The sequence below is a fragment of the Rhizobium sp. 42MFCr.1 genome (assembly GCF_000377185.1).
GTDB lineage: Bacteria > Pseudomonadota > Alphaproteobacteria > Rhizobiales > Rhizobiaceae > Rhizobium > Rhizobium altiplani.
The window spans coordinates 23,636-35,492 of record NZ_KB897867.1 but is presented as its reverse complement, the minus strand read 5'-3'; the positions used below and the strand labels follow the sequence as shown (position 1 = coordinate 35,492).

9 protein-coding genes and 1 pseudogene are annotated in these 11,857 nt (G+C 59.7%); 3 read left to right on the top strand and 7 right to left on the bottom strand.

Translation table 11 applies throughout. From position 1 onward, the window contains the following. A partial coding sequence (locus C934_RS0128650; RefSeq protein ID WP_018859958.1) for a transposase occupies nucleotides 1-267 on the top strand: 267 nt, incomplete at its 5' end. A gap of 300 nt (nucleotides 268-567) precedes the next feature. Continuing rightward, entirely contained in the window at nucleotides 568-810 is a 243-nt protein-coding gene (locus C934_RS35990; RefSeq protein WP_018859957.1) for a hypothetical protein, read from the top strand. A gap of 38 nt (nucleotides 811-848) precedes the next feature. Here C934_RS35990 and C934_RS0128640 read toward each other — a convergent pair whose 3' ends face one another. The 6 genes and pseudogenes from C934_RS0128640 to C934_RS0128615 form a co-directional block, all read right to left on the bottom strand. Beyond that, nucleotides 849-2,645 (bottom strand): B12-binding domain-containing radical SAM protein, encoded by a 1,797-nt coding sequence (locus C934_RS0128640; RefSeq protein WP_018859956.1) that lies wholly within the window; start codon nucleotides 2,643-2,645, stop codon nucleotides 849-851. Between the two features lie 183 nt (nucleotides 2,646-2,828). Further along, a complete protein-coding gene (gene sthA / locus C934_RS0128635) occupies nucleotides 2,829-4,235 on the bottom strand; it encodes a Si-specific NAD(P)(+) transhydrogenase (protein WP_018859955.1) in 1,407 nt (468 codons plus the stop codon). A gap of 87 nt (nucleotides 4,236-4,322) precedes the next feature. Next, on the bottom strand, nucleotides 4,323-4,943 hold the full coding sequence (locus C934_RS0128630; protein WP_018859954.1) for a dual specificity protein phosphatase family protein: 621 nt from the start codon (nucleotides 4,941-4,943) through the stop codon (nucleotides 4,323-4,325). A 65-nt stretch (nucleotides 4,944-5,008) separates the two neighbouring features. Continuing rightward, nucleotides 5,009-5,772: pseudogene (gene radC, locus C934_RS32830) on the bottom strand (RadC family protein); the annotation flags it as partial. A gap of 64 nt (nucleotides 5,773-5,836) precedes the next feature. Continuing rightward, on the bottom strand, nucleotides 5,837-6,673 hold the full coding sequence (gene map, locus C934_RS0128620; RefSeq protein ID WP_018859953.1) for a type I methionyl aminopeptidase: 837 nt from the start codon (nucleotides 6,671-6,673) through the stop codon (nucleotides 5,837-5,839). Between the two features lie 568 nt (nucleotides 6,674-7,241). Further along, entirely contained in the window at nucleotides 7,242-8,567 is a 1,326-nt protein-coding gene (locus C934_RS0128615; RefSeq protein WP_026372164.1) for a DUF2778 domain-containing protein, read from the bottom strand. 316 nt (nucleotides 8,568-8,883) lie between these two features. On the opposite strand from C934_RS0128615, the gene C934_RS0128610 reads away from it, so the two are divergent. Continuing rightward, nucleotides 8,884-9,903: a methyltransferase gene (locus tag C934_RS0128610; RefSeq protein WP_018859951.1), complete on the top strand. Its 1,020-nt coding sequence runs from the start codon at nucleotides 8,884-8,886 to the stop codon at nucleotides 9,901-9,903. Nucleotides 9,904-9,927: 24 nt separating this feature from the next. On the opposite strand, the gene phaC is transcribed toward C934_RS0128610, so the two are convergent. Continuing rightward, nucleotides 9,928-11,766 carry a class I poly(R)-hydroxyalkanoic acid synthase gene (gene phaC / locus C934_RS0128605; protein WP_018859950.1) on the bottom strand — a complete coding sequence of 613 codons (1,839 nt, stop codon included), beginning with the start codon at nucleotides 11,764-11,766 and terminating at the stop codon, nucleotides 9,928-9,930. Between the last annotated feature and the right edge of the window lie 91 nt (nucleotides 11,767-11,857).

Genomic DNA, 11,857 nt, shown 5'->3' with positions numbered 1-11,857 from the left:
CTGGTCGGTGTTGCCCCTATCAATCGCGACAGTGGCCTGATGCGTGGCAAGAGGATGATTGCCGGCGGCCGCAAACCAGTGCGCGACGCCCTTTACATCGCCGCCTTGCCCGCCATCCGCTTCGATCCAGCCATGAAGGCCGTCTTCGAACGACTGAAAGCGAAAGGAAAGCCCGGAAAGGTCGCTCTCGTCGCGGTCATGCGAAGGATGATCATAATCCTCAATGCCAAAATGAGAGACTATCGAGCAACGGTGATTGACGCCTAACACCGTTGCTTTTTCTTTTCCAGGTCGCGTGCCTGCTTTTAGGCTGCCGTCCGTCCAGGTAACACGATATGGTTGCATTTTGGAATGATCTGATGCAATCTAAGCGTTGTTGGCAGGGGAAGGATTGACGATGGCTTCCGGCGCAGACCTGACAAGGCGGATTTTCGAGGCGCGGCATCGGGGGGACCTTGATGCGCTTATGTCATTCCTTGGGACAATTGCGTTTTCCGGGCAGAAGGCAGCCAGTATCTGGCGTCACTCACCAACCCGGTTGTCGGCAGCGCTGCACTCCGCGCGACGATGCGGCAGTTCATTGACACCTGGGACATGACGGCGCTGGAACTCGACATCCGTGTCGACGGAAATGTTGCACCGGTTCATCGCGTCGGCCAGATGCGTCATAGTACGACCAAGTTCGATACCGAAATCATGGACAAGATGACCTTCGAGAACGGCAGGCTGGTTGAGTGCGTGGAATTTCTCGACACGCTTCAAGCTGCGTCACTACTCAATATAGCGGCGATCTCTGCGGCACAAATTTAACCGGCCCGTTCTTGCGTTGTCGGCGGCGGCGGTCGACCTCAGACTGCCGGTCGGGCCTTGTGGGCGTGGGTCAATTCCGCGACCTTGTGAATGTGGGACACAGCAGCCCGCCCGCCGGCTGTCTTCGTGAAGAGTTCAAGCGTCTCATCCTCATGGTCACCGACCGGTGTCAGTGCCTGGTCCATATAGGCTTTGGACGCTTTGTCTCGTGCGATGAAGAAGGCGCTGATTGCAAGCTTGGCAATGGTCGCACCTAGCGACAGGTGTTTGGTGACCGTCTCCCAGACGAAACGCGGCCAGAAGGTTACAGCGCTTTCTCGCGGCATATCGGGCCGCCGTTCGGAGGGATGCTTGAGACGTAGAAGGCCGCTCTGCAATGGATGCACGTTCTCCAACGGTACAGTTGTGGCGAACGACACAAGGACCTTCACGAGGCTGGCGAGCGGCACGCCCGTGGCAACGGCCCGGCGCAGCAGCGTCTTCATGTGCTCCGGCGAATAGTAGAGCGACCAGGCCTCCTGGTAGATGCCCTCCCATTCCTGCTTGCTCATCTTCGGATGCGCGGTGCAGACGTGCTCCACGTCGTAAATGTTGAGATCGGCGTCCATCTCGACGCCTTTCTTCCACAAGGTCTGGTGGTCTTCCGAGCCCGGCAGTGGTGTCAGCACGAAGAATTCAATGACATCAAGAGGCAGTTCGTGCTGGATGATCGCGATGTCGCGGCGGATCGTCTCCGGCGTGTCCGCGGGGAAACCGAGAATGTAACCGGCGAGAGTCATGATGCCCTGTGCCTTCCAGGCAAGCAGCATCTTCCGGTATTCGGTGATCTTGTTCTGGTTCTTCTTGGCCGCCGTGAGGTTGTCCGGGTTTACGTTCTCAAGCCCGATGAAGACGCGGGTGACGCCGGCACGCTTTGACTTTTCGATGAAGTTCGGGATCTTGTGGCAGAGGGTGTCCACCTGGATCATCAATCCGAGCGGAATGCCGTCCTTCTCCCTGAGTTCGATCAGGCGGTCGAAGATTGCTTCCCAATCCCTGTTGCGTGCGAAATTGTCGTCGGTGATGAAGAACTTATGGATGCCTTGCGCCCAGTTCATTCGCACCAGCTTTTCGACATCGTCGGCCGAGCGGAAACGCGACTTGCGGCCCTGCACGTTGATGATGGTGCAGAAGGAGCACTGATAGGGGCAGCCACGGCCGGCGTCAAAACTCGTGCTGAGGCCGAGCGTCTGCGCGACATTGGTTTTCGGCAGAAATGGGACGGCGGCACCTTCGATGCTGGGCAGGTCGTTCATGAAATTGTAGAGCGGCTCAAGCTTGCCGGCGGCGGCGTCCTGTAGAACGCGATCCAACCGGCCTTCTGCCTCTCCAGCAAACATCGAGATGCCCATCTCGCGACAGGCGTCGAGGCCGACCGCCTTGCCGTCGAGCATGGCCAGGCATCCCGACACGTGAAAACCGCCCATCGAAACCGGAATTCCGGCAGCGCGGAAGGGCCGGGCAATGTCGAGCGCCCGCGGATATTGGTTCGACTGCACACCAACCAGGGCGATCATCCCGAAATTGTCGTGCTGTTCAAGCCGCTTGAGAAGTGCGGGGACGTTGACCCGAGTGTTGGTCTCGTCGATGACCGTAATCTCGATCCCGACATTGGGCCCCAATACCTTGCGTTCGGCGCAGTCGGCAGCGATTCCATAGATCGCAGCCAAGGAATTCGACGGGATCATCGCCCGCCACCACCGGATTACATAGCCGTCATCGTCATAGTGCGACGGCTTGATGAGGATGAGCTGAAAGGTCCGTTCGGCAGTCTTTGGAAGATCTTGCACGGTCACTCGCTGGTAAGAGGAATCCCCGAAAATGGACGCTACCAGACACGGTGGATTATACAAGTAAAGCTTTTACCGATGCTATTCGACACAAATAAGTCAGTTGGAATGGATTTTGGACGGCGCGTAGGTGTCTGTTTTCGTTCAAGAAATTATCAAATTCGAATCGGTTGCCGTTAGTCGGAGGGATTAAAGCTCCGACTTGATGTCGCCCATGCGGTTCCACGCGTCGAGGCCTGCGATCTTGTAGGCTTCAGCGAGGGTCGGGTAGTTGAAGGTGTTTTCGACGAAGTACTCGACGGTGCCCTTGAGGTTCAACACTGCCTGGCCGATGTGAACCAACTCGGTCGCTCCTTCGCCGACGATGTGCACGCCAAGCAGCCGGCGCGTCTTCAGAGAGAAGATGAGTTTCAGAAGCCCAGTATCGAGTCCCATGATGTGGCCACGCGAAGTCTCGCGGAAACGCGCGATGCCGCATTCATAGGGGATACCGCGCTCCTTCATCTCTTCCTCGGTCAGGCCGCAGGTGGAGATCTCAGGCACGGCATAGATGCCGTAGGGAAAGTACTTTGGCGGCTCCTTCGCGACCGCGCCGATAGCAACGCGCGCAGCAATGCGGCCCTGCTCCATCGAGGTGGATGCCAGGCTCGGAAAGCCGACGACATCGCCCGCGGCATAGATGTCTGGTACGGACGTCTGGAAGGTCTCCGGATTGACCTTGAGGCGACCGCGGCTATCAGCTTCGAGCCCGGCCGCGTCCAGGTTGAGCGTGTCGGTCGCGCCCATGCGCCCGGCGGCGAACAGGACCATGTCTGTCACCAGGCGGCGACCATTGTCGAGCTTCAGTTCAACCTTGCCATTGTCGAGACGCGTCACCTTGTCGGCCTTGGTGCCGAGCAAGATCTTCATGTTGCGATCGCGCAGTTGGTAGGTGAAGTCCTCGACGATTTCCCGGTCGATGAAATCGAGCATCGTCGCCTTCGGATCGATCACGGTCACCGCGGTATCCAATGCGCTGAAGATCGTCGCATATTCGATGCCGATGACGCCCGCGCCGATCACGACCATCGAGCGCGGCAGCTCGTCGATGTCGAGCAGTTCGTCGCTGTCGAGCACCGTCTTGTTATCGAATGGGATGTCGTCCGGACGGAACGGTTTCGTGCCGACCGCAAGCAGGATGCTCGCTCCCGTGACCTTGACCACTTCCCCATCATCCTTGACGACCTCGAGTGTCGACGGGTCGAGAAAGCTTGCCTTGCCCCTGATGTGCTGCACCCGGTTTCGGGCGAACTGGTGTTCCAGCACTTCGACTTCGTGATCAAGGGTGATCAGCAGGCGGCGCCGAAGGTCATCCGCGCTGATCTCTTCCTTCACGCGATAGGATCGGCCATAGAAGCCGCGCTCACGCCATCCGGACAGATTGAGCGCCGTTTCGCGCAGCGTCTTGGAGGGGATGGTGCCGGTGTGCACCGAAACACCGCCGACGCGCTTGCCTTGCTCGATGACCAGGACCTTCTTGCCAAGCTTGGCTGCCTGGATTGCGCCGCGGCGGCCTGCCGGGCCGCTGCCCACAACAACGAGATCGTACTGGAACATTAGGCTGGCCCCGATTGGAAAGCTGGAATCATTTTGCGACGCAATATGTCGCGCGTCCACCGGGGCAGGTCAATGTTGCAAAATGCTTTAGGAGGAGAGGTCTGGATTTATTGAAGCCAAGTAGGGTTCCAGCTTCTCGAAGCTGCGGTCCATGGCGAAGGCGCGAGCGAAAGGCAACCCGATATGCCCGTAGAAGATGGACATCTGTTTCTCCGCAACCCCCTGGCTCGTCTTGTCGACGCCGGCCAGATAGAGAGCGGAAGCGAGACCGGTTCGATCCGCGCCTGAGTTGCAATGGATCAACAGCGGTTTCGGCGCGTCCTTCATGACTTGGATCAATTTCATCGCTCGCTCTGGCGAAAGCTCCTTGTAGGCCGACATCGGGAAATCGATATGCTCGATGCCAAGTGTCTTTGCCTGCTCGACTTCGGCGCTCCGTACCGGGTTATTGCCTCGCAGGTTTATGATCGTCTTGATCCCATAACGCTTCGAGAAACCCGCAAGGGCTTCAGGCGATGGCTGCGATGAACGATAGACTTCGCCATCGACGACCGCGTGGAAGTTGTCCGTAACTGTCAGGTAGAGGGCGTAGCTGCCACCGGCGAGAAAAGACCCGGCGAGCAAGCACAGCGCTGCTATCGCGCTGCGAGGAAATCGGCGAGAGGCGGTTGGCGTCATAAAGGTCCCGGAGCAGTTTGATTGCAGCATTGTCCCTTTGCCACCTAAACCTGACGGATACCTGAAGCACTTTAGACTCCTATAGGTTTAGACCCCTATATCAGACGCAACCCTTTCAGGCTAGCGTGACCGTCCTTGCCGATGATGATGTGGTCGTGGACCGTGATGCCGAGGGGCTTTGCGGTGTCGACAATCATCTTGGTCATGTCGATATCGGCCCGCGACGGCGTGGGATCGCGGGAGGGATGATTGTGGACGAGGATCAGGGCTGTGGCCGAAAGCTCCAGCGCCCGCCGCACAACCTCGCGCGGATAGACCGGCGTATGATCGACCGTGCCCCGCCCTTGAACCTCGCCGGCGATCAATGCGTTGCGCTTGTCGAGAAAGAGAATGCGGAATTGCTCGCGTGTCTCGTGAGCCATCGCGGCGTGAGTATTGAATCACCAACGACCAGGACGACAGCACCTGCTTGCCTCGAAGCTCGCTCTTCAGGGTCCGCTGTGCGACCGTCGAGACCAGTTTCAAATCGAGCGCCACGGCTTCGCCGATGCCCTTTACCTCCTGCAGCAGAGGCAGCGGTGCACCGAAGACGGCAGCGTGCGAGCCGAAGCGCTCGAGCAGCGCCTTGGCGATCGGCTTGGTGTCGCGCCGGGGGGATCAGCCTGAACAGCAGCAGTTAGAGCAACTCGTAATCGGCGAGGGCTGTATCGCCATGCTGACGGAAGCGGTCGCGCAGGCGCTCGCGGTGCCCGTGGTAGTGCTCTTCCTTGCCAAGCGAGGCGGAGAGGCTGGCCTGCTTCGCCAAGGATGCCGGCTTGGCGGCCTGTTCCGCGAAAAAGGAGCGTTCGTCGCTTGCATCGCTGGTGGCCAAGGGCAGTTCGGCGTCGTTGGAATGCGAAACAGGACCCTTCGTCATCAAGCGCTCATCGGTTCAAGGGCGGGAGGCCGGGTCGGTCGAGGCCGCCTGGCGAAAGCGTGAAAATCTCGCAGCCGTCGGCAGTAACCCCGACCGTGTGTTCGTATTGCGCCGAAAGTGAGCGATCGCGCGTTACCGCAGTCCAGCCGTCCGCCAGAACCTTCACATGCGGCCGACCGAGATTGATCATCGGCTCGATCGTGAAGATCATGCCTTCCCGCAGTTCGGGCCCTTCGTTCGCGCGACCATAGTGCAGGATATTTGGGGAGTCGTGGAACAGCGCGCCGACGCCATGACCACAGAAGTCGCGCACGACGGAACAGCGCTCGGCTTCGGCATAGGTCTGAATGGCTTCCCCGATCGCGCCGGTGCGGGCGCCGGGCCGAACGGCCGATATGCCACGCAGGAGGGATTCATAGGTCACTTCAAGCAGCCGCTCAGCAGCGCGCTTGATGGTTCCGACCGGGTACATCCGGCTTGAATCGCCGTGCCAGCCTTCGACCACGTAGGTGACGTCGATGTTGACGATATCGCCTTCGCGCAGGGGTTTTGCATCCGGAATGCCATGGCAGACGACATGGTTGATCGATGTGCAGGTAGACTTTGTGTATCCGCGATAGTTGAGCGTCGCCGGAATCGCGCCGTTGTCCATGCCAAATTCGAACACGAAACGGTCGATTGCATCGGTCGCAACGCCGGGCCGCACGAACGCCGCCAGCTCATCGAGGCAACGCGCCGTCACTTGGCACGCCTTCCGCATTCCTTCGAATGCTTCGGGACCGTAGAGCCTAATTGCGCCGGTATTCTTCGATGGCGCGGAAGAGGCTTCGATATAATTCACCATTGCAGGCCCTTAGGATTGTCATTCTGGTACATAATGCAGCTATGCCGGGTTCGTCCATCGCGATCAATGGGGCGAATGCTATTTCTGCCGTGTGCGTCGTGTATCGGTGCCAAGTGGCTTTTCTGCGAGCGGCACGCGTCTTCGCCCTCACGCGATCCTCACGACCCGCGGCTTGAGCATGCATGCATTGGACGGGGCGCTGGAATTTGCCTCGTTGAGATAAAATCATATGGCTCTTCCCAGAGCCCCGTTCGTCGGTTTATGTCCGCAACTCCGGTCCCTCTGCGGCCTTGCCCGAGCAAGCTTCGCTTCCCCTGGGGACCATGTGTGCCACACAGGCACGTCCGAGGCTCAACTCAACGCCGCATTCGCGCGGACGCCGCCGTCCCCAGAGGGAGACCATTTTCTGCAGACCCCTGATGCGGAAGCTCACGTCCTTCTTCCGCACCCTGCGCCGGTTCCGCCTCGCCGCAACGCCTTGCGGTGTATCCGCGACGGGACAAGGGGATGATGGCATGGGGGCGAGGTGCGGGGAAAATCGAGCGCGGTGTTTTCTTTTGACTATTGATTAGGAGCGCGACGAGAACAACGAAGCGAAGGTGGACGTCGGCTTGTTCGGCATGCTCGTGACCACCACCAGCTGGCGTATCTGGCCGCGCTTGAAGGCAGCGAGGAAGCGCTTGTAGTCCTTGAAGGACACGCAACCGTTCGAGTCGCCGCGGGCGCCGAGCATGTAGGTGTGCGCAAGCAAGCCGACGCGGTTGTAGACGTAGCCTGCACCGCCGACAGGGTTCAGTCGGATCGCCTCGACGCCGTGGAAAAGGCTTTCGCGCATCGTCAGATTGTAAGTATGCGGCGGGGTCGGGCCGCGGTTCTTGGCATGCACATAACGCGGATTGTCACGCATCTTGCCGAGGCCGGAATGGGCTTCCAGGCGTTCGCCGTTCGGAAGGTAGACGACGTTGGCCGAAATGTCGTAGACCGCGACGCCATTGCGGGCGATCGCGGGGGACAGCCCCTTCTTCACCGTCGGCATTTGATCGTCGTCATCATCGGAAGCGCCGGCATCCGGGCGCGCATAGGCAAGTACGGGTTCAGCCGGAGCACTGCGATCGTTGGGGGTAGCCCGCTTGATCAGGCCATCGGGCCGAGCCATGGGCAAGGGGATCGCGGTGTCGGTGCCGCTCAAAACGAGATCGAACGGCTGGGTTGCCCCCGGTGCAGGCTGCTCAGTCGGCGCAAGAGCCGCAATCTCGACCGGGCCGGGCTTGGTGGCGGCGGGCGGTACCTGTCCCTTGATTTCGGCCGCAGGGCTTGCTGCGAGCGCCAGCAAGGCAGGTCCTTCGGCGGCTGCGACCTCCTGCTTCGACGGGATGATGATACGGTCAGTCGAGGCAACGGTCGCTGATGCCACCTCTACGGTGTCGTCCTTGGCCGGGCGCGCGGGCTGAGCGGGTGCCGCTGACGCGACAGCCGTCGCCAGCTCTCTGTTCGGGGAGGCTTCGGAGAGCGCAAGAGGTTCGGACTGCCCGACAAATGCCGCCGCAAGCGCCGCCGACGGAGCGGCTACGTGAACACCCCTTGCAAGGGCCAGTTCGGCATCGGTGCTCATGCGCAAGCGCGAGAATTTTTTGACGTGAACGAGGCGTTGCTCAGGCTCGGTCTTCGCGACGCTTGCGGGGGCAAGCGCGATGTCGGCGAAGCGACCGGCGCTCGGATGCGGGGCCGGTGCGACCATATGCATGGTCGCAAGTGTAGCGACGACCCACGCTGAAGCGGCAAACCCCGCACCGATGAGAGCTGCACCTGAAAGAAAGCGGAAAGAGTAACCGAAACGAGAAATGGACGTACCTATAGGCCTGCTATTGCTAAACACATCGACCGCAAACGCCATGAGACCCGTCTTTCACAACTCGTTACTGGGGCCGGCGGTACGAACCGATGGAAATTCCTTCGCCGGGGCCGGTATAGAAGCATCAGGGCTAAATTGCGGCTCGCTAATATGTCCGGTTGATTGGCAGGATGCCGAATTATGGTAACCAATTCCTTTACGAGCTCGCTCGAGCCGTTCGAAATTGAGGGCAGGCTTTGGGCATGTCCCTGGGGCGCCGGCTTTTTGCCTGCTCCTCCTTTGTCAGGACGTGCCGAGGAATGCGGATTCTGCTATGAATACCTCCCGTCGCGTGGCTCCACGTTGGGAGGGAAAGCCGATGTCTTCGACACAAGTGGTTCATGAAGAAATCTCGCCAGCCTTGCTTGTTGATGCGATGTTTGCATTTCGGAAAACGGCGGCGATGAAGGCAGCGATCGAATTCGATCTTTTCACAAAATTTGGCGGGCAAGCGCGCACGGCGGCGATGCTCGCGTCGGACATTAATTGCGCCGAGCGTGGGGTGCGCATTCTTTGCGACTTCCTGGTAGTTTCGGGTCTTCTGACGAAGAGCGGTGAGAATTATGCGCCGACGCCGTCGAGCAAGGCCTTTCTGGACAGGCGTTCCCCGGCCTATATAGGTGCGGCGATCGATTTCATGGGGTCGCCGCAAATGATGTCCTTGTTCCTCGAAAACCCTGCCGCCTACGTCCGCAACGGAGGCTCCGTCGGCTTGGCCAACGTGGAGCCGGACAACCCTATTTGGGTCAAGTTTGCGAGGGGCATGTTTGGGCTTAACACAGCGAGCGCGAAGGCTGTGGCATCTGACGTTGCGACATGGTCAAAGCTGCCAAGCAAGGTGCTGGACGTTGCCGCCGGTCCTGGTGCCTTCGGTATAGAAATCGCCAAGGTGGCGCCATCTGCCAGCGTGGTTGCTATTGATTGGAAGCCGGTTCTTGCGGTGACCGAGGAAAATGCAACGAATGCAGGAGTAGCGGGGCGCTTCAGCTTCCGACCCGGCAGTGCCTTCGAGGTTGATTGGGGCAGTGGCTATGATCTCATCCTGCTGCCGAATTTCCTTCATCACTTTGACGCCGAAGGCTGCGTCATGCTCCTGAAAAAGGCGCGAGCAAGTCTGGCGGCAGGAGGCCGCGTTGCGATCGTCGAGTTCGTTCCGAACGAGGATCGGGTGTCGCCCGAGTTCCCGGCTGCTTTCGCCATGGTCATGCTGGCCACGACACCGAAGGGAGACGCCTACACGGAGCGGGAACTGGCCGATATGGCCAAGTCGGCTGGTTTTCAGGAGTTCGTTTCCCGACCGCTGCCCCCGTCACCTGCCAGTCTGATCTTCCTGGAGTGACGAAGCCGAGCAGGGGCGTCGCTCTTAGGCTCGCTCCATCACATAGCTTCCCGGCGCCTCCTCGATGGCGTTGAGCGCGGTGCCTCCCGGTTTCCGGGCGGGCACGCGCTTGTTGTCCTTCGCCTCGATCCAGGCTTGCCAGTGTGGCCACCACGAGCCGGCGTTCTCAGCCGCTTTGGTAAGCCACGTCTCATAGTCGCCGGTTACGCCGCCGCCGGTCCAGTATTGGTATTTCTTCTTGTCCGGGGGATTGACGACGCCCGCTATGTGGCCGGAGCCTGCCAGCACGAAATCGACCTTGCCGCCGAAGAACTGGCTGCCGAGAAACACCGATTTTGCAGGCGCGATATGATCTTCGCGGGTGGCGAGATTGTAGATCGGGATCTTGACGTCCTTCAGCGACAGCTTCTGACCGTCCAGGATCATCTCGTTCGCCGTCAGCGCGTTCCTGAGGTAGCAATTACGCAGATAGAAGGCGTGGTTTGCCGCCGCCATGCGGGTGGAATCGGCATTCCAGAACAGAAGGTCGAAGGGCATCGGTTCCTGGCCCTTCAGATAGTTGTTGACGAAATAGGGCCAGATCAGTTCGGAAGCCCGCAGCATATTGAAGGCGGTCGCCATCTTTGAGCCGTCGAGGTAGCCGATCTCCTCCATGTGGGCTTCAAGCCGGCCCAATTGCTCCTCGTCGACGAAGACCTTGAGGTCGCCGGCGTGGGTGAAATCGACCTGTGTCGTGAAGAGGGTAGCGGTCTTGATCCGCTTGTTCTTTTCCTTGGCGTGCAACGCTAGCGTTGCCGCAAGCAGCGTGCCTCCGACGCAGTAGCCGACGGCGTTCGCTTCCTTCTCACCCGTCGCCCTCTCGATGGTGTCGAGGGCAAAGTCGATGCCTTCGCGCGCATAGGCGGCCCAATCCTTTTGCGCGTGCCGCGCGTCCGGATTGACCCAGGAGATCACGAAAACGGTCTGGCCCTGATCGACGCACCATTTGATGAATGATTTTTGCGGGTTGAGGTCCAGGATATAGAATTTGTTGATCCACGGCGGGCAGATGAGGAGAGGGCGCTTCAGCACCGTCTCTGTCGTCGGCTCGTACTGGATGATCTGGCAGATCTCGTTCTGCGCGATCACCTTGCCCGCGGTCAGCGCCATGTCGCGACCGACGGCGAATTTGGTCATGTCGGTCTGGCGAAGCCTCAGGTCGCCTTGGCCCGCCACGATATCCTCGGTAAGCATCTTCATCCCGCGCACCAGGTTCTCGCCGCTGGTCGCGATCGTTTCGCGGTAAAGCTGCGGATTGGTGGCAACGAAGTTGGTCGGCGAGAGGGCGGCCGTGATCTGCTTCACATAGAAACCGGCCTTGTGCTTCGTGTGCTCGTCGAGCCCGTCGGTTTCGGCGACCATCTTCTCCGCCCAATCGGCGGTGATGAGGTAAACCTGCTTCAGGAACTCGAAGAACGGGTTTTTCTGCCAGTCTTCATCGGCAAAGCGCTTGTCGTTGCGCTCCGGTTCCTCCGCCGGCGTTTCGCCCTGCATGCGTTGCATCGAGCGCATCCAGATACCGAAGTAACTGCTCATCAACTGGGTCTGCGCTTCGAAGGTGCGGCGCGGATCTGAGATCCAGTATTCGGTGACCTTGGAGAGCGTCTTGACCATGTCGGTCACCGGCTCCGCTGCATTTTCTGCGATCTCGCCACGTTCGCGTGGCGCAAGCCAGGCCGTGGCCGCCTTGCCGAGATTCTCCAGTGCACGGGCGAAGTTGACCGCCATCGCCTCGGGATCTTTCATCAGGTACGGATCCAGGTCCTTCGCATCGAATCCCCGGCTCTTTGCCTTGTCGCCGTCTTGCTGCTTGCTGTCGGTCACGTGTCTCCTCCGGCGGCGGCATGTTCCTGCAAATTGAGTTGTACATCTGGAAAGATCTATAAAACAAGTTCCGCTGACGCACGCTCGTGCT